12 protein-coding genes, 1 tRNA gene and 2 pseudogenes are annotated in these 17,644 nt (G+C 70.2%); 7 read left to right on the top strand and 8 right to left on the bottom strand.

Annotated elements, in window-relative coordinates; genetic code table 11:
• Positions 1–186 precede the first annotated feature (186 nt).
• Genes ACFV9M_RS12750 through ACFV9M_RS12735 form a run of 4 tightly spaced genes read left to right on the top strand, consistent with a single transcriptional unit; the run spans position 187 to position 4,545 of the window.
• Positions 187–1,116, top strand: coding sequence for a branched-chain amino acid ABC transporter permease (locus ACFV9M_RS12750; RefSeq protein ID WP_385064321.1), 930 nt, complete (start codon positions 187–189; stop codon positions 1,114–1,116).
• 5 nt (positions 1,117–1,121) lie between these two features.
• Positions 1,122–2,960: a branched-chain amino acid ABC transporter permease gene (locus tag ACFV9M_RS12745; protein WP_385064318.1), complete on the top strand. Its 1,839-nt coding sequence runs from the start codon at positions 1,122–1,124 to the stop codon at positions 2,958–2,960.
• A 5-nt stretch (positions 2,961–2,965) separates the two neighbouring features.
• Entirely contained in the window at positions 2,966–3,832 is an 867-nt protein-coding gene (locus ACFV9M_RS12740) for an ABC transporter ATP-binding protein (RefSeq protein WP_385064315.1), read from the top strand.
• Complete coding sequence (locus ACFV9M_RS12735) at positions 3,829–4,545, top strand: ABC transporter ATP-binding protein (RefSeq protein ID WP_385064312.1); 717 nt, start codon at positions 3,829–3,831, stop codon at positions 4,543–4,545. The genes ACFV9M_RS12740 and ACFV9M_RS12735 overlap by 4 nt, the downstream gene beginning before the upstream one ends.
• Before the next feature lie 91 nt (positions 4,546–4,636).
• Here ACFV9M_RS12735 and ACFV9M_RS12730 read toward each other — a convergent pair whose 3' ends face one another.
• The gene (locus ACFV9M_RS12730; RefSeq protein WP_385064309.1) at positions 4,637–5,293 is read right to left on the bottom strand and encodes an ANTAR domain-containing response regulator; all 657 of its coding nucleotides are present in this window, start codon (positions 5,291–5,293) and stop codon (positions 4,637–4,639) included.
• Between the two features lie 101 nt (positions 5,294–5,394).
• On the opposite strand from ACFV9M_RS12730, the gene ACFV9M_RS12725 reads away from it, so the two are divergent.
• A tRNA-Leu gene (locus ACFV9M_RS12725) sits at positions 5,395–5,476 on the top strand.
• 3 nt (positions 5,477–5,479) lie between these two features.
• On the opposite strand, the pseudogene ACFV9M_RS12720 reads toward ACFV9M_RS12725, so the two are convergent.
• A pseudogene (locus tag ACFV9M_RS12720) lies at positions 5,480–6,339 on the bottom strand (transposase); the annotation flags it as partial.
• 86 nt (positions 6,340–6,425) lie between these two features.
• Positions 6,426–6,836 (bottom strand): RidA family protein, encoded by a 411-nt coding sequence (locus tag ACFV9M_RS12715; RefSeq protein WP_385064306.1) that lies wholly within the window; start codon positions 6,834–6,836, stop codon positions 6,426–6,428.
• Positions 6,837–7,002: 166 nt separating this feature from the next.
• Here ACFV9M_RS12715 and ACFV9M_RS12710 point away from each other — a divergent pair.
• Positions 7,003–7,600, top strand: a pseudogene (locus ACFV9M_RS12710) (helix-turn-helix domain-containing protein).
• A 4-nt stretch (positions 7,601–7,604) separates the two neighbouring features.
• Here the strand turns inward: ACFV9M_RS12710 and pyk are convergent.
• Together pyk and ACFV9M_RS12700 are read right to left on the bottom strand one after the other, a co-directional pair.
• Positions 7,605–9,035, bottom strand: a complete 1,431-nt coding sequence (pyk, locus tag ACFV9M_RS12705) for a pyruvate kinase (protein WP_385064304.1) — start codon at positions 9,033–9,035, stop codon at positions 7,605–7,607.
• Positions 9,036–9,190: 155 nt separating this feature from the next.
• Positions 9,191–9,892, bottom strand: coding sequence for an SIMPL domain-containing protein (locus ACFV9M_RS12700; RefSeq protein ID WP_385064301.1), 702 nt, complete (start codon positions 9,890–9,892; stop codon positions 9,191–9,193).
• A 163-nt stretch (positions 9,893–10,055) separates the two neighbouring features.
• On the opposite strand from ACFV9M_RS12700, the gene ACFV9M_RS12695 reads away from it, so the two are divergent.
• Entirely contained in the window at positions 10,056–11,873 is a 1,818-nt protein-coding gene (locus ACFV9M_RS12695) for a bifunctional metallophosphatase/5'-nucleotidase (protein ID WP_385064491.1), read from the top strand.
• 27 nt (positions 11,874–11,900) lie between these two features.
• Here ACFV9M_RS12695 and ACFV9M_RS12690 read toward each other — a convergent pair whose 3' ends face one another.
• From ACFV9M_RS12690 to pepN, 3 genes are all read right to left on the bottom strand, one after another.
• Positions 11,901–13,322: a lysine N(6)-hydroxylase/L-ornithine N(5)-oxygenase family protein gene (locus ACFV9M_RS12690; protein ID WP_385064298.1), complete on the bottom strand. Its 1,422-nt coding sequence runs from the start codon at positions 13,320–13,322 to the stop codon at positions 11,901–11,903.
• Positions 13,319–14,683 (bottom strand): pyridoxal phosphate-dependent decarboxylase family protein, encoded by a 1,365-nt coding sequence (locus tag ACFV9M_RS12685; protein ID WP_385064295.1) that lies wholly within the window; start codon positions 14,681–14,683, stop codon positions 13,319–13,321. Before ACFV9M_RS12685 ends, ACFV9M_RS12690 begins: the two co-directional genes overlap by 4 nt.
• 349 nt (positions 14,684–15,032) lie before the next feature.
• Positions 15,033–17,525, bottom strand: a complete 2,493-nt coding sequence (gene pepN / locus ACFV9M_RS12680) for an aminopeptidase N (RefSeq protein WP_385064292.1) — start codon at positions 17,523–17,525, stop codon at positions 15,033–15,035.
• Positions 17,526–17,644 lie beyond the last annotated feature (119 nt).

Genomic DNA, 17,644 nt, shown 5'->3' with positions numbered 1-17,644 from the left:
TCACGGGCGCGGCCCGCCGCCCGGCCACACCGCCCCGGGCCCCCCCCCCGGCCCCCGGTGCGGGGGCCCCCGGACCGGGGGGCCCGGGCCGCGGGGCCCCACGGGGCAGCCGCCGCCGGGGGGGCGCGGGCCCCCCCCCCGCGCCCCCGCGGCGCCGTATCCGAACCACTCCACGGAGGCCCTGCGGTGCACGAACTGCCGCAACAGCTGGCCAATGGACTCATCCTCGGCGCGATGTACGGTCTCATCGCGATCGGCTACACGATGGTCTACGGCATCGTTCAGCTCATCAACTTCGCCCACGGCGAGATCTTCATGGTCGGGGGCTTCGGGGCCCTCACCGTCTGGCTCGTCCTCCCCGACGGCTTCGCCCTCGGCGCCGCGGTACCCCTCATGATCCTCGGCGGCGTCCTCGTCTCCGTCGCCGTCGCCACCGCCGCCGAACGCTTCGCCTACCGGCCCCTGCGCACCGCACCCCGCCTGGCCCCCCTCATCACCGCCATCGGCCTGTCCATCGTCCTCCAGCAGGTCGTCTGGATGTGGTACCCCGACGCCAAGAAGGACCACCCCTTCCCCCAGTTCGACGGCGGCCCCATCGACGTCCTCGGCGCCAACATCCAGCGCGGCGACCTCTTCGTCCTCATCGCCGCCCCCCTCTGCATGACCGCCCTCGGCTTCTTCGTCACCAAGACCCGCTCCGGACGCGGCATGCAGGCCACCGCCCAGGACCCCGACACCGCCAAACTCATGGGCATCAACACCGACCGCGTCATCGTCATGGCCTTCGCCATCGGCGCCGCCTTCGCCGCCATCGCCGCCGTCGCCTACGGCCTCAAGAACGGCCAGGTCGGCTTCCGCATGGGCTTCCTCATGGGCCTGAAAGCCTTCACCGCGGCCGTCCTCGGCGGCATCGGCAACATCTACGGCGCCATGCTCGGCGGCATCGTCCTCGGCGTCGCCGAATCCCTCGCCACCGGCTACATCGGCGACATCCCCGGCATGGACCTCTTCGGCGGCGGCGCCTGGAAGGACGTATGGGCCTTCAGCCTGCTCATCCTCGTCCTCCTCCTCCGGCCCCAAGGCCTCCTCGGCGAACGCGTCGCGGATCGGGCGTGATACCCATGACAACCAACATCCCCACCCAGAAGACCACCGGCACCACCACCCCGCCCACCACCGAGGCGACCCCCCTCATCCCCCTCCCGCCGACCACGGCCCGCGCCATCACCCTGGCCGGCTCCGCCCTCGCCCTCGCCGGCACCTTCCTCGCCTGGACCTGGACCGAGGAGTTCCCCGGCAACCTCACCGTCACCGGCTACCCCGGCGGCCTCCAAGTCCTCACCCTCACCGGCGCCCTCCTCACCCTCCTGTTCACCCTCGCCGGATGGGGGCCCACCGGCGTCAAGGGCCTGCGCTGGCTCACCCCCGGCGGCACCAACAGCCCCGTCCGCCTGCTCGCCCTCGGCGTCCTCGGCACCACCGGCTACACCATCGGCGCCATCAGCAACGAACTCGGCGGACTGGTCAACCTCGAACCCGGCGCCTGGGTCTCCGGCACCGGCGCCCTCATCGCCGTCGCAGGCTCCCTCGGCCTGCCCGCCGACCAGCCCCACGACGCCACCGACACCGCCCCCACCCTGTGGGCCCGCCTGCGCCACTCCCTCACCGCCCCCGAACCCCGCCGCGCCGAGCCGCTCCCCGCCTGGACCGAGATCCTCGTCATCGCCGCCGGCTTCGGCACCGGCCTCTACGTCTTCGCCTACGGCATCGGCACCGAGTACTCCGAACTGTTCATCGGCTTCCTCATCACCACCGCCTTCGCCTTCACCGCCCTCACCCGCGCCGGCCTGCTCAAGCGACTCTCCGCCCTCACCACCAAACACCGCAACGTCACCCTCACGGCAGCCTTCGTCGCCGCGATCTGCTTCCCCTTCACCCAGACCAACGACCAGTTCGCCCTCATCGGCGCCAACATCCTCATCTTCGCGACCGTCGCCCTCGGCCTCAACGTCGTCGTCGGCCTCGCCGGCCTCCTCGACCTCGGCTACGTCGCCTTCCTCGGCGTCGGCGCCTACGCCGCCGCCCTCGTCTCCGGCTCCCCGCAGTCGACCATCGGCGTCCACTTCCCCTTCTGGGCCGCCGTCCTCACCGGCGCCCTCGCCTCGCTGGTCTTCGGCGTGGTGATCGGCGCCCCCACCCTGCGACTGCGCGGCGACTACCTCGCCATCGTGACGCTCGGCTTCGGTGAGATCTTCCGCATCACCATGAACAACCTGAACGGCAACAGCGGACCCGACGTCACCAACGGTTCCAACGGCATCCCCAATATCCCCGACCTGGAGATCCTCGGATTCGACCTCGGGCTGCCCCACGACGTCCTCGGCCACGAACTGACCCGCTCCGGCAACTACTACCTGCTGATGCTGGTGTGCACCGCCGTCGTCGTCCTGGTCTTCCGCCGCTCCGCCGAATCCCGCATCGGCCGCGCCTGGGTCGCCATCCGCGAGGACGAGACCGCAGCCACCGCCATGGGCATCAACAGCTTCCGCCTCAAACTCCTCGCCTTCGCCCTCGGCGCCTCCCTCGCCGGCCTCGCCGGCACCGTCCAGGCACACGTGTCGTACAGCGTCACCCCCGAGCAGTACCAGTTCGCCGGCTCCGTGCCGCCCAACTCGGCCTTCCTGCTCGCCGCCGTCATCCTCGGCGGCATGGGCACCATCAGCGGACCGCTGATCGGCGCCGCGCTGCTCTACCTGATCCCGGCCAAGCTCCAGTTCATGGCGGAGTACCAGCTGCTCCTCTTCGGCATCGCGCTGATGCTCCTGATGCGCTTCCGCCCCGAGGGCCTGGTCGCCGACCGCAGGAAGCAGCTCGAATTCCACGAGACCGGACAGCTCGACGTACCGCAGGACAAGTCGCTGCCCGAGAGCGCGACCGGCGTCACCAAGGCAGGGGCGTGACCGCCATGACCACCACCACGACCGCACCCACCAGCACCACGGTCCTCGACGCCGGCGGCGTCACGATGCGCTTCGGCGGCCTCACCGCCGTCCGCGGCGTCGACCTCACCGTGAACACCGGGGAGATCGTCGGACTCATCGGCCCCAACGGCGCCGGCAAGACGACCTTCTTCAACTGCCTCACCGGCCTGTACGTACCGACCGAAGGCACGGTCTCCTACAAGGGCACCGTCCTGCCGCCCAAACCCCACCTGGTCACCCAGGCCGGCATCGCCCGTACCTTCCAGAACATCCGGCTCTTCGCCAACATGACCGTTCTGGAGAACGTCCTGGTCGGACGGCACACCCGGACCAGAGAAGGCCTGTGGTCCGCGCTGCTGCGGCTGCCCGGCTTCAAGAAGGCCGAGCAGGAGTCCCGCGAACGCGCCCTGGAACTCCTGGAGTTCACCGGCCTGGCCGCCAAGGCCGACCACCTCGCCCGCAACCTCCCCTACGGCGAGCAGCGCAAGCTCGAGATCGCCCGGGCGCTGGCCAGCGAACCCGGACTGCTCCTCCTCGACGAGCCGACCGCCGGCATGAACCCGCAGGAGACCCGGGCCGCCGAGGAACTGATCTTCGCGATCCGCGACAAGGGCATCGCCGTCCTCGTCATCGAGCACGACATCCGCTTCATCATGAACCTCTGCGACCGCGTCGCCGTGCTGGTCCAGGGCGAGAAGATCGTCGAGGGCCCCGCCGAGGTCGTCCAGGCCGACGAACGCGTCATCGCCGCCTACCTCGGCACCCCCTTCGAGGGCGCGCCGGGCACGGAGGAGGCCGCCGAGGTCGAGGCGGCCGAGGCGCACAGCACCACAGAAGGGGACGACAAGTGACCGCACTGCTGGAGGTCGAGGACCTCAGGGTCGCGTACGGCAAGATCGAGGCCGTCAAGGGCATCTCGTTCACGGTGGACGCGGGCGAGGTCGTCACCCTCATCGGCACCAACGGCGCCGGCAAGACCACGACACTGCGGACCCTGTCCGGACTGCTCCAGCCGCTCTCCGGCGAGATCAGGTTCGAGGGCAGGTCACTGAGGAAGGTCCCCGCGCACAAAGTCGTCGCACTGGGCCTCGCCCACTCCCCCGAGGGGCGGCACATCTTCCCCCGGATGACCATCGAGGACAACCTCCGCCTCGGCGCGTACCTACGCACCGACAAGGACGGCATCGAGAAGGACATCCAGCGCGCCTACGACCTCTTCCCCATCCTCGGCGAGCGCCGGAAGCAGGCCGCGGGCACCCTCTCCGGCGGCGAGCAGCAGATGCTCGCCATGGGGCGGGCGCTGATGTCCCGGCCGAAGCTGCTGATGCTGGACGAGCCCTCCATGGGCCTCTCCCCGATCATGATGCAGAAGATCATGGCGACCATCCAGGAACTGAAGTCCCAGGGCACCACCATCCTGCTCATCGAGCAGAACGCCCAGGCCGCCCTCTCCCTCGCCGACCACGGCCACGTCATGGAAGTCGGCAAGATCGTCCTCTCCGGCAGCGGACAGGACCTCCTCCACGACGAATCCGTCCGCAAGGCCTACCTCGGGGAGGACTGAACCGCCACCGTCCCGCACGCACCGACACGACGAGGCCCGCACCCCCTACCCGGGGGCGCGGGCCTCGCCACAGCTCAGCGGAACCGGCCGATCAGCCCTTGGACGCCTTCTTCTCCTCCGCGTCCTGGATGACCGCCTCCGCCACCTGCTGCATCGACATCCGCCGATCCATCGACGTCTTCTGGATCCACCGGAACGCGGCCGGCTCCGACAGCCCGTACGCCGTCTGGAGGATCGACTTCGCCCGATCCACCAGCTTCCGCGTCTCCAGCCGCTGGGTGAGGTCCGCGACCTCCTTCTCCAGCTCCTTCAGCTCCGTGAACCGCGAGACAGCCATCTCGATCGCCGGAACCACGTCACTCTTGCTGAACGGCTTCACCAGATACGCCATCGCACCCGCGTCCCGCGCCCGCTCCACCAGGTCACGCTGCGAGAACGCGGTCAGCATGAGGACCGGAGCGATCCGCTCCTCCGCGATCTTCTCCGCCGCGGAGATACCGTCCATCTTCGGCATCTTCACGTCCAGGATCACCAGGTCCGGCTGGTGCTCGCGGGCGAGCTCGACCGCCTGCTCGCCGTCACCGGCCTCACCGACGACGCTGTAGCCCTCCTCCTCCAGCATCTCTTTGAGGTCCAGCCGGATCAGGGCCTCGTCCTCGGCGATGACGACACGGGTCGTCAGCGGAGGCACGTGCGACTTGTCGTCGTCGGGCGCGTCTACGGGCTGGGGCGACTCGGGGGCGGTCACGGGGGCTCCTTGCTGCGGGCCGGGGCAGTGCTGCTGCTTATGCAGCCTACCTAGAGGCAGGGAGCTGCGGTGACCCGGTATGCTTCCGTGCAGCCAGTCTTGCCGGGTTGGTGGAATCGGCATACACACGGTCCTCAAAAGACCGCGCCTCACGGCTTGCGGGTTCGAATCCCGCACCCGGCACCGCTAAGCTTGTTCTTTAACTTTCAACCGTTGTAGGGCGACACGTGTCTTCTCGCGGCGGACGGTTTTGCCCACGTCGTAGCGGGGTGTCCGGTGTCTGTTCGGGCTGCCGGGCGGCCGTCCCGGGCCGGGCGGCCGGTGGGGTTTCGGTGCCCTGGCGGGGCAGGGCATGTGCTGGCGGAGGTTGCGAAACGTCCGCCGGACTCCCGCGGGTGTGAGCCGGTGCGGTGCCGCTGGCTTCTCCCAGGGATGCCGCAAGTCGCGGGCGACCGGACGAGCAAGCCGGAGCTGGGTGCAGGCAGCGATGATCAGCCACGTCCACCGGTCCGCCGCCTCCGGTTCCCGAAGCCGAGGCCGGGTCCAGCCCAGCGCCTGTCTGAACAGCCGAAACGTGTGCTCCAGATCGAAGCGTCGCAGGAACGCCTGCCAGGCCCGGTCGACGTCCGCGTCGTCGGCGCCGGTCTTCGAGGACCACAACCACACCGCCGGGGCCGCCCGGTCCTTCGACAGGTGCTCGACCTCCAGCCGAATCAACGTCCCCTCTATCCCAGGGAGTTCGCCCTCATGGTCCAGCCAGGCAGCCCGGTGGGTCAGCCGGGGTGGACCCGGTCCCACGCCTGCGTGACGGCCTTGCCGTGGTTCGCGGTGGCGGTGTGGGTGGTGACGGCGGGCTCGGGCCAGGTCTCGGGCTTGGCGAAGCGGAACTCCGGCCCGTGCTTCGGCGGCCGGCCGCCTTTCGGGTCGTAGACGCGCGGCGGCTTCGACAACCGCATCACACGGTCGCCGCGGACGCGGCCGACCAGCTCGACAGGCAGGTCCTGCAGGACCCAGACCAAGCGGGTGACGTCGTAGCCGGCGTCGGTTGGTCGGAGCACATGATCAGACGAAGGCCGCCCCAGCGTCCGGCGAATGCCCGGCTGGGCTACCCAGTTCGATACGCCGTTCGAAGTCAGCCAGGCAGCGCCACGGTGAGATCCACCTCGACGAGCTGTCCGGGAAAGCCCAGCTGGGCAACGCCCAGGAGCGTGCTGGCGGTGGTGAACGCCGGCCCCAGGGCAGACTCGGTGAGCCGACGCCATGCGGCTCCGAGAATGTCCCTCTCGTCGCTCCGCACGTAGATCACTGACCGCACCACGTGTTGCGGCTGGGCACTCGCCGCTGCCAGGGCAGTCAGCGCGTTCGCGACCACCTGGTCGACCTGCGTCTCAAGGGAACCGGCGCCAACGAGGTCACCGTTCCGATCAAGCGGGCACTGTCCCGCCAGGTAGGCCGTACGCCCTGCTTCTACCACCGTGATGTGGTGGTAGCCGGGCGTCTCATGCAGTTGCTCGGGGTTGATGCGGGTGATCTTCTCAGTCATGTCCGCGAGTCTGCCTAGCGTGGTGCCGGCACGCACCGCATTTTCCCCACCGGCAAGCACTCCGCAGCAACTTGAGGTTGAAGAACAAGCTAAGCGGATGTTCCCGTTCTCGTGAACATCCGCTTTTCGCTGCGCCGAGCCACAGCCAGTAACGCACAGTGGCCGCATGAATCTCCATGGCACTGACGTGCGGCAGAAGGCTCTTACCCTCCTTCGCGACGGCGCGAGCAATGCCGCTGTCGCCCGGCGCTTGACCGTCCCCCTAGGGACGGTCAGCTACTGGAAGCACGTCGACCGAGCGAAACGCGGCGAATGTCACACCATGCGCGATCCGAAATGTCCGCGGTGTGACGGGCGCGATCTCAAGGAGTCGGCATACAGCTATCTCCTCGGCCTCTACCTGGGCGACGGCCACATCAGCCAGTCCACACACCGGGTGCCCAACCTCATGATCACCTGCACCGAGTCGTGGCCCGGGCTCATGGACGACTGCGAGCTAGCCATGCGCGCGGTCTTCCCGGACAACTCCGTCTGTCGTGTCCGCAGGACCGGCTGCAGCAACGTCAAGGTGTACTCGAAACACATGCATTGCCTCTTCCCCCAACACGGCCCCGGCAAGAAGCACGAGCGTGTGATCGGTCTCGAACCCTTCACTGGGCGTCGAGTGGACGCACTGCACGCGGAACGGCCACCCGTACAACATCTCCGTCGCCAAGAAGGCCTCTGTCGCCCTCCTCGACACCCACGTGGGCCCCGAGCACTGACCCCCTACGTGTCGTCCTCCCCGATGTGGTGGACGCGGACCAGGTTCGTCGAGCCGGAGACGCCGGGGGGTGAGCCGGCGGTGATGACCACCACGTCCCCCTTCTCGCAGCGTCCGTACTTCAGCAGCAGGTCGTCCACCTGGTCGACCATGGCGTCGGTGGAGTCGACGTGGGGGCCCAGGAAGGTCTCCACGCCCCAGGTGGCGCTGAGCTGGGAGCGGGTCGCGGGTTCCGGGGTGAAGGCGAGCAGGGGGATGGGTGAGCGGTAGCGGGAGAGGCGGCGGGCGGTGTCGCCCGACTGGGTGAAGGCGACGAGGAACCGGGCGCCGAGGAAGTCGCCGATCTCTGCCGCGGCGCGGGCGACGGCGCCGCCCTGGGTGCGGGGTTTGTCGTGTTCGGTGAGTGGGGGGAGGCCCTTGGCGAGGATGTCCTCCTCGGCCGCCTTGACGATCTTGGCCATGGTGCGGACGGTCTGGACGGCGTATTTGCCGACGCTGGTCTCGCCGGAGAGCATCACGGCGTCGGTGCCGTCGATGACGGCGTTGGCGACGTCACTGGCCTCGGCGCGGGTGGGGCGCGAGTTCTCGATCATGGAGTCGAGCATCTGGGTGGCGACGATGACGGGTTTGGCGTTGCGCCGGGCGAGTTTGACGGCTCGTTTCTGGACGATGGGGACCTGTTCGAGGGGCATCTCGACGCCGAGGTCGCCGCGGGCGACCATGATGCCGTCGAAGGCGGCGACGATGTCGTCGATGTTCTCGACCGCCTGGGGCTTTTCGACCTTGGCGATGACGGGGAGGCGGCGGCCTTCCTCGTCCATGATGCGGTGGACGTCGACGATGTCCTTGCCGTTCCTGACGAAGGAGAGGGCGACGACGTCGAAGCCGGTGCGCAGGGCCCAGCGCAGGTCGTCCTCGTCCTTCTTGGAGAGGGCGGGGACGGATACGGCCACTCCGGGGAGGTTGAGTCCCTTGTGGTCGGAGACGATGCCGCCTTCGACGACGCGGGTGTGGACGCGGGGGCCGTCGACGGTGGTGACTTCGAGGCTGACCTTGCCGTCGTCGACGAGGATGCGTTCGCCGGGGGTGACGTCGGCGGCGAGGCCGGCGTGGGTGGTGCCGCAGGCGTGGCGGTCGCCCTGGACGCCTTCTTCGACGGTGATGGTGAAGGTGTCTCCGCGTTCGAGGAGTACGGGTCCTTCGCTGAAGCGGCCGAGGCGGATCTTGGGGCCTTGGAGGTCGGCGAGGAGGCCGACGCTGCGGCCGGTTTCGTCGGAGGCCTTGCGGACGTGCCGGTAGCGCTCCTCGTGTTCGGCGTGGGTGCCGTGGCTGAGGTTGAAGCGGGCGACGTCCATTCCGGCTTCGACCAGGGCCTTTATCTGGTCGTGGCGGTGGGTGGCGGGGCCCAGTGTGCAGACGATTTTCGCTCGGCGCATGGGTCGAGCGTAGGGCTTACCGCCGGGTAGGGAATTGGTGGGGCGTGTCCGCTCAACGACCTTTGGGTGAAGGCTTGTCAACAGGCGTTGCATTGTGCGGCCGAGTGCTCCTATGAGCACGTCGGGGGGCTTTTCGGTGGGCCGGTCGGGTGAATTCACAGGCGGGGTGGGGCCATGGTGAATTGTGCGGTGACTTCGGCCTGGATGCGCAGGCGGCGGGGCTGGAGGTCGAGGGGTTCGGGGTGGTCGGGGATGTCGGGGGTGGCCGCGGAGGCGCGGAGGGCGCGGCGGTCGAAGGCGGCGCGGGGGCGGGGGGTCTGGGTGGCGGCGGCGGTGTCGGTGAGCTGGATGAGGGCGGTGAGGGTGGTGTTGAGGGCTTCGGCGTATTCGTGGGCGCGTCGGAGTGCGTCGTGCACGGCTTGCCGGCGGGCTCGGCGGTGGGCGGGTGAGTCGGGGCGCAGTTCCCATGAGGGGCCGTCGACGTGGGTGAGGTCGAGGTCGGCGAGGCGGGTGGTGAGTTCGCCGAGGGCGGTGAAGTCGGTGAGGGCGGTGGTGATGTGGAGGTGGCCGTGGTAGGTGCGGACGTGTTCGTCGCGGCCGTGCGGGGTGAGTTCGGGGGTGAGGGAGAGGGCGCTGGTGGAGAGGGTGTCGATGGCGGTGCCGTAGGACTTGATGAGGTCGAGGGCCGTGGTGTTGCGGTGGGTGAGGTCGTCGAGGGTGGTGCGGCGGTCGCGGCCGCGGGCGGTGAGGGTGATGCCTATGCGGGCGATGTCGGGTTCGACGTCGAGGGTGGTCTCGCCGTGGACGGTGAGGAGGGGGGCGTCGGGGGTGCCGTAGGGGGTGGTGGGGGTGGCCATACGTCCCACTCTGGCAGTTGTTCCGCGGGTTTGGGGACGGGTGGTGCACAGGTGGGGTCACCAGATCGAAACCTGCGGGGTCTGTTGCCGTTCGTCGTGGGCGGGTCAAAATCTACGCGCGTTTGTCTACGCGCGTCATTGGCCGTTGCCCGAGGAGCACAGCATGCCGTTGAACCGTCGTACGTTCCTGCAGAAGTCCGCCGCGACCGGGGCGGGGGTGGCGGTCGCGGGGGCGGCCGCGGCGCCGGCGGCTCAGGCGGCGGAGTCCGGTGGTGGGCAGGGGAAGTCGGGGAAGTCGGCGAAGCGGTACTCGCTGACGGTGATGGGGACGACGGATCTGCACGGCCACGTCTTCAACTGGGACTACTTCAAGGACGCGGAGTACGCGGACGCACAGGGCAACGCGCAGGGTCTGGCGCGTGTTTCGACGCTGGTGAACCAGGTCCGCAAGGAGAAGGGCCGGGAGAACACGCTGCTGCTGGACGCGGGTGACACGATCCAGGGGACGCCGCTGACGTACTACTACGCGAAGGTGGATCCGATCACCGCGAAGGGTGGTCCGGTGCATCCGATGGCGCAGGCGATGAACGCGATCGGGTACGACGCGGTGGCGTTGGGCAATCACGAGTTCAATTACGGGATCGAGACGCTGCGGAAGTTCGAGGAGCAGTGTGATTTTCCGTTGCTCGGGGCGAATGCGCTGGACGCGAAGACGCTGAAGCCGGCGTTTCCGCCGTACTTCATCAAGAAGTTCGCGGTGAAGGGCGCTCCGCCGGTGAAGGTGGCGGTGCTGGGTCTGACGAATCCGGGGATCGCGATCTGGGACAAGGCGTATGTGCAGGGGAAGCTGACGTTCCCGGGTCTGGAGGAGCAGGCGGCGAAGTGGGTGCCGAAGCTGCGGTCGATGGGTGCGGACGTGGTGGTGGTGTCGGCGCATTCGGGTGCGTCGGGTACGTCGTCGTACGGTGACCAGTTGCCGTATGTGGAGAACTCGGCGGCGCTGGTGGCGCAGCAGGTGCCGGGGATCGACGCCATTCTGGTGGGTCATGCGCATGTGGAGATCGCGGAGCTGAAGGTCACGAACGAGGAGACCGGGAAGACGGTGGTGCTGTCGGAACCGCTGGCGTACGCGGAGCGGTTGTCGTTGTTCGACATCGAGTTGGTGTTCGCGAAGGGGCGGTGGACGGTCGAGTCGGTGGCGGCGTCGGTGCGGAACGCGAACACGGTGGCGGACGATCCGAGGATCACGAAGCTGTTGTCGGACGAGCACGCGACGGTCGTGGCGTACGTCAATCAGGTGGTCGGTTCGGCGACGGAGACGTTGACGACGGTGGAGGCGCGGTACAAGGACGCTCCGATCATCGATCTGATCACGAAGGTGCAGGAGGACGTGGTGAAGGCGGCGCTGGTGGGGACGTCGTACGCGTCGCTGCCGGTGATCGCGCAGGCGTCGCCGTTCTCGCGGACGTCGCAGATCCCGGCGGGCGAGGTGACGATCCGGGATCTGTCGAGTCTGTACGTGTACGACAACACCTTGGTGGCGAAGGTGATGACGGGTGCGCAGGTGCGGGCATATCTGGAGTACTCGGCGGAGTATTTCGTGCAGACGGCGGCGGACGCGGTGGTCGACGTGGAGAAGCTGACGAACGCTAACAGCCGTCCGGACTACAACTACGACTATGTGTCGGGGCTGGCGTACGAGATCGACATCGCGCAGGCGCCGGGGTCGCGGATCAAGAACCTGACGTACGGGGGCGCGGCGCTGGACGACGCCCAGCAGTTCGTGCTGGCGGTGAACAACTACCGGGCGAACGGCGGCGGCGCGTTCCCGCATGTGGCGTCCGCGACCGAGGTGTGGTCGGAGTCGACGGAGATCCGGACGCGGATCGCGGAGTGGGTGACGGCGAAGGGTGTGCTGGATCCGGCGGACTTCGCGTCGGTGGACTGGAAGCTGACGCGGAACGGTACGCCGGTGTTCTAGTGGGTGTGTCGGGGTGAGGTGGCGGTCTCAGGTCCCGTCCCGTAGGGGGGTCAGGGTTTCCGGCCGGCGTGCGGGCGGGATCTGGGGCTGTCGTGGTGCGAGGCCGAAGGTGGTGAAGGCGGTGCGTGGGGGCAGGGGGTAGGGGTTCTTGCCGGTGAGGGTGTTGAGGATGGTGGCGCTGCGCCAGGCGGCGAGGCCGAGGTCGGGGGCGCCGACACCGTGGGTGTGGCGTTCGGCGTTCTGGACGTGGACGGTGCTGCCGGTGGCGGTGATGGCGGGGTCGAGGACGAGGCGGAAGTGTTCGTCGACGCGGGGGCGTTCGCTGTTGTCGCGGCGGAGGTAGGGGTCGAGGCCGGCGAGGAGGCGGTCGAGGGAGCGTTCGCGGTGGCCGGTGGCGAGGACGACGGCGTCGGTGGTGAGGCGGCTGCGGGTGTTCTGGTGGATGTGTTCGAGGTGGAGTTCGATCCTGGTGGTGGCGATGCGGCCGGCGGTGCGGACGCGGACGCCGGGGGTGAGGACGGTGTCGGGCCAGCCGCCGTGGAGGGTGCGCCGGTAGAGCTCGTCGTGGATGGCGGCGAGGGTGGTGGCGTCGACGCCTTTGTGGAGTTGCCATTGGCCGGCGACGAGGCGGTCGCGGACGGTTTCGGGGAGGGCGTGGAAGTAGCGGGTGTAGTCGGGGGTGAAGTGTTCGAGGCCGAGTTTGGAGTACTCCATGGGGGCGAACGCCGCGGTGCGGCCGATCCAGTGGAGCCGCTCGCGGCCGGCGGGGCGGTGGCGGAGGAGGTCGAGGAAGATCTCGGCGCCGGACTGTCCCGAGCCGACGACGGTGACGTGGTCGGCGGCGAGGAGGGTGGTGCGGTGGCGGAGGTAGTCGGAGGCGTGGAGGACGGGGGCGTGGGGGTCCTCGGCGAGGGGGCGCAGGGGGTCGGGGACGTGGGGTTCGGTGCCGATGCCGAGGACGACGTTCTTGGCGTGGGTGCGGCCGTGGGCTCGGGCTTCTCCGTCGGGGTCGAGGCGGGTGTGGTCGATTTCGAAGAGGTCGCGTTCGGGGTTCCAGTGGACGGCGTCGACCCGGTGGTGGAAGTGGAGTGCGGGGAGGTGGTCGGCGACCCAGCGGCAGTAGGCGTCGTACTCGGCGCGGGGGGTGTGGAAGCGCTCGGCGAAGTAGAAGGGGTAGAGGCGGTCGTGGGTTCTGAGGTAGTTGAGGAAGGTCCAGGGGCTGGTGGGGTCGGCGAGGGTGACGAGGTCGGCGAGGAAGGGGACTTGGGTGCGGGCGCCGTCGATGAGCAGGCCGGGATGCCAGGTGAAGGCGGGGCGTTGGTCGTAGAAGACGGTGTCGAGGGTGGTGAGGGGGTGGGCGAGGGCGGCGAGGGAGAGGTTGCAGGGGCCGATGCCGATGCCGACGAGGTCGCGGGGGGTGTCGGTGTCGTGGTGGGGGGCGGTGTTCACGCGGGGGTGGGTCCTTCGCTTGCGAGGGTGAGGAGGGTGGTCAGGTCGCGGGGGTGGGTGTGGGGGTTGAGGAGGGTGGCCTTGAGCCAGAGGCGGCCGTCGAGGTGGGCGCGGCCGAGGACGGCGTGGCCTTCGGTGAGGAGTCGGCGGCGCAGGGCGGCGACGGTGTCGTCGGTGGCGCCTGTGGGGCGGAAGAGGACGGTGGTGAGGGTGGGGCGGTCGTAGAGGTCGAGGGCGGGGTGGTCGTCGATGAGGTCGGCGAGGGTCTGGGCGTGGGCGCAGACCTGGTCGATGAGGGCGGCGAGGCCGGTGCGGCCGAGGGTCTTGAGGGTGACGGCGATCTTGAGGATGTCGGGCCGGCGGGTGGTGCGGGGGGAGCGGGCGAGGAGGTCGGGGAGTCCGGCGTGGGTGTCGTCGTCGGCGTTGAGGTAGTCGGTGGGGTGGTGGAGGGCGGTGAGGTCGGTGGGGTCGCGGACGGCGAGGAGGCCGGCGGCGGCGGGTTGCCAGCCGAGTTTGTGCAGGTCGAGGGTGACGGTGTGGGCGCTGTCGAGGCCGGTGAGGCGGTGGCGGTGGCGGTCGCTGAAGAGGAGCGGTCCGCCGTAGGCGGCGTCGATGTGGAGGCGGGCGCGGTGGGTGGCGGTGAGGCCGGCGATGTCGGGGAGGGGGTCGATGAGGCCGGCGTCGGTGGTGCCGGCGGTGGCGGCGACGAGGACGGGGCCGGTCAGGTCGGTGAGGGCGTGGTGGAGGGCGGTGGGGTCGAGGGTGCCGGTGGGGGTGGGGAGGGCGAGGGGCTCGGGGAGGCCGAGGAGCCAGGCGGCGCGGGGCAGGGAGTGGTGGGCGTTGGCGCCGTGGACGAGGCGTAGGTGGGGGCCGTGGCGTTCGCGGGCGAGGAGGAGGGCGAGCTGGTTGGATTCGGTGCCGCCGGTGGTGACGAGGGCGTCGGCGAGGCCGGTCTCGCGGGCGAGGGCGCGGGTGACCTGGGCTTCGAGTGCGGAGGCGGCGGGGGCCTGGTCCCAGGAGTCGAGGGAGGGATTGAGGGCGGAGGCCGCGAGGTCGGCGGCGGTGGCGACGGCGAGGGGCGGGCAGTGCAGGTGGGCCGCGCACAGGGGGTGGGCGGGGTCGGCGGCGCCTTCGGCGAGGGCGTGGACGAGGGTGCGCAGGGCGTGGGGGTCGCCTTCGGCGGGCAGGACGTCGCCCAGGGCATCGCGGACGCGTGCGGCGACCGCGGCGGGGCCGCCTGCGGGCAGGGGGCCGCCGCGGGCCCGGGTGCCGGTGTGCAGGGCGTCGAGGACCGTGTCGAGCAGGGGCCGCAGGTCGCCGGTGGGGCCCTGGGGGCCCGAGGCGAGGGGCGGAAGGCTCATGGGGCTCCTCCGGGGGCGGGGAGTCCCAGTGTGTCGGCGGGCGCGGTGAAACGCGGTGCGGGCTGCGGGAATGGACCCGAAAGTGGGAGCGTGGGGGGTGGTGGTGCGGGTGGTGATGGGTGGTGCGGGTGGTGATGGGTGGTGTCGGGGCCGGCGTGGGGGGGTGCTCGGGCTGTGGTGTGGGCGGGGTGGTCTCCGGGGCGGGTGGGCGAGGGTGCGGTCGTGGTGGGGGTGGTCGTGGGACGCCGGGCGGGCGAGTGTGGCCCGCCCGCCCGGAGTCCGTCCCTCGGCCGGCTCGGTGCCCGTCGGCCGGCCGGCTCGGTGTCCGTCCGCGGGCCGGCTCGGGGTGCTACGCCTGTCGGACGCGCAACGCCCGTCGCAGGTCGTCGAGTTGGTCGATGAGCTTGCGTCGCAGCGCCGGGGTCGGATCGGCGTCGTTCAGGCAGGCCTCGCCCAGGGCGAGGTGCTCGGCGTCGACGGCGTGGGCGGGGAAGGCCCAGCGGCCGACGGCCTCGGCGATGGCGGGGCCCCGGCGGGCGGCGACGGTGACCGCGTCCTGGTAGAAGCGCGGTACGTACTCCCTGACCAGGTCGGCCTGTTCGGGTTGCCAGAAGCCCTGGGCGGTGGCGGTGAAGAGGTAGTTGGAGAGGTCGTCGCTGTCGAACATGGCGGCCCAGGCGGTGCGCTTGGCCTCCGGGTCGGGGAGGGCGGCGCGGCAGCGGGCGGCGCCTTCCTGGCCGGTGGCGGAGGGGTCGCGGTCGAGTTCGGCGGCGATGGCGGCCTCGTCGGTGGCGCCGAGGACGGCGAGGCGGGTGAGGACGCGCCAGCGCAGTTCGGGGTCGAGTTCGGGGCCGCCGGGGACGGTGCCGTCGGCGAGCCAGGCGGCGATGGTGTCGGGGTGGGCGGCGGTGGCGATGCGGTGGCGTACGGCGATCAGGCGCAGGCCGGGGTGGTCGCCGTCCTCGGTGCGGCGGATCAGGTCGCGGCACACGGAGGTGAGGGTGGCCAGGGCGGCGGGCCGCCGCTCGGGGCCGAGGTAGCGGTCGACGATGTGGGTGCCGGCGAAGGCGAGCACGCCCTGGGTGAGGGCGAGGTCGGTCTCCTGGGGGAGGTGGGCGCCGACGGTGGCCAGGTAGTCGTCGGGGGCGAGATCGCCGTCGCGGACCATGTCGCGCAAGGTGTTCCAGACGACCGCGCGGGTGATCGCGTCCGGGATCTCGGAGATCCCGCGCAGTGCGGTCTCCAGGGAGGTGTCGTCCAGACGGACCTTGGCGTAGGTGACGTCCAGGTCGTTGGGGACGACGAGGGCGGGGCGGGTGCCGGGGCGGGCGTCGGGGGCGTCCTGGGGGACGTCCGTCTCGTAGCGCTCGCGCAGGACCAGGGTGCGGCCGTCGTTGAGGTCGCGGTCGTACACGCCGATGGTGGCGCGGTGGGGGCGGCTGCCGTCGCGGTGGAGGGCGAGCGTCCATTCGCCGGGGCGGGCGTCGACGGACGCGGTGAGCGTGTCGACTCCCGTGGTGCGCAGCCAGGCGTCGGCCCAGGCGTGGACGTCGCGTTCGGTGGCGCCGGCGAGGGAGTCGATGAAGTCGGCGAGGGTGGCGTTGCCGAACCGGTGGCGGGCGAAGTGGGCGTTGATGCCGGCCAGGAAGTCCTTCTCGCCGAGCCAGGTCACCAGCTGCCTGAGTGCGGAGGCGCCCTTGGCGTAGGAGATGCCGTCGAAGTTGAGGAGGGCGGAGGCGGTGTCCTCGACGTGTTCGGGGGCGACGGGGTGGGTGGAGGGGCGCTGGTCGGCGTCGGAGCCCCAGGCCTTGCGGACGACGCCGAACTCGGTCCAGGTGTCGGTGAAGCGGGTGGCTTCGGCGGTGGTCTGGTAGCCCATGTACTCGGCGAAGGACTCGTTGAGCCAGATGTCGTCCCACCACTTGAGGGTGACGAGGTCGCCGAACCACATGTGGGCCATCTCGTGGGCGATGACCATGGCGCGGGTCTGGCGCTCGGTGTCGGTGACGGCGGAACGGTAGACGAAGTCGTCGCGGAAGGTGACGAGCCCGGGGTTCTCCATGGCGCCGGCGTTGAACTCGGGGACGAACGCCTGGTCGTAGGAGTCGAAGGGGTAGGGCTCCTCGAACTTCTCGTGGTAGCGGTCGTAGCACTGCCGGGTGACGTCGAGGATCTCGTCGGCGTCGGCGTCCAGGTGGGGGGCGAGTGAGCGGCGGCAGTGGATGCCGAAGGGCAGGCCGCGGTGTTCGGTGCGGACGGAGTGCCAGGGGCCGGCGGCGACGGCTACGAGGTAGGTCGAGATCAGGGGCGTGGGTGCGGCCTGCCAGCGGCCCTCGCCGAGGTGTTCGGTGATGCCGTTGGCGAGGACGGTCCAGCCCTCGGGCGCGGTCACGGACAGGTCGAAGACGGCCTTGAGGTCGGGCTGGTCGAACGCGGCGAAGACGCGCTGGACGTCGTCCATGAACAGCTGTGTGTAGAGGTAGGTCTCGCCGTCGGCGGGGTCGGTGAAGCGGTGCATGCCCTCGCCGGTGCGGGAATAGCGCATGCTCGCGTCGACGCGCAGTTCGTGCTCGCCGGCGGTGAGGTTCTTCAGCGGGAACCGGTTGTCGGCGAGGATTCCCGGGTCGAGGGGCTCGCCGTCGAGGGTGATGGAGCGCAGCTCGGCCGGCTTGAGCTCGACGAAGGTGTCCGCGCCCGTGCGGGCGGTGAACCTGATCTCGGTGTGGGAGTCGAAGGTCTCGTCCCCGGCGGTCAGATCGAGGGTGATCGTGTAGCGGTGGACGTCGAGGAGCTTGGCACGGGTCTGCGCTTCGTCGCGCGTCAGTACGGACATGCATGCCATGCTGCCTGATGGCGCAGGCGGGGCACAGGGGCGGACCGGTACGTGCTTTTTGTCCCGCGCCGCGCCGGGGGCGCCGGGGCGGGGGTGTTCGCGGTGGGGCCGCTGTGGCGGGGCCGCGG

The sequence above is a fragment of the Streptomyces sp. NPDC059895 genome, assembly GCF_042731035.1.
In the GTDB taxonomy this organism is placed as follows: Bacteria; Actinomycetota; Actinomycetes; order Streptomycetales; family Streptomycetaceae; genus Streptomyces.
This window is presented reverse-complemented; position numbering and strand designations above follow the sequence as displayed.

Excerpts from the sequence above, each read along its gene's own strand:
- ACFV9M_RS12745 (WP_385064318.1), top strand. The coding sequence starts at position 1,122 with ATGACAACCAACATCCCCACCCAGAAGACCACCGGCACCACCACCCCG.
- ACFV9M_RS12740 (WP_385064315.1), top strand. The coding sequence starts at position 2,966 with ATGACCACCACCACGACCGCACCCACCAGCACCACGGTCCTCGACGCC.
- ACFV9M_RS12715 (WP_385064306.1), bottom strand. The coding sequence starts at position 6,836 with ATGACTGAGAAGATCACCCGCATCAACCCCGAGCAACTGCATGAGACG.
- pyk (WP_385064304.1), bottom strand. The coding sequence starts at position 9,035 with ATGCGCCGAGCGAAAATCGTCTGCACACTGGGCCCCGCCACCCACCGC.
- ACFV9M_RS12700 (WP_385064301.1), bottom strand. The coding sequence starts at position 9,892 with ATGGCCACCCCCACCACCCCCTACGGCACCCCCGACGCCCCCCTCCTC.
- ACFV9M_RS12695 (WP_385064491.1), top strand. The coding sequence starts at position 10,056 with ATGCCGTTGAACCGTCGTACGTTCCTGCAGAAGTCCGCCGCGACCGGG.
- ACFV9M_RS12685 (WP_385064295.1), bottom strand. The coding sequence starts at position 14,683 with ATGAGCCTTCCGCCCCTCGCCTCGGGCCCCCAGGGCCCCACCGGCGAC.
- pepN (WP_385064292.1), bottom strand. The coding sequence starts at position 17,525 with ATGGCATGCATGTCCGTACTGACGCGCGACGAAGCGCAGACCCGTGCC.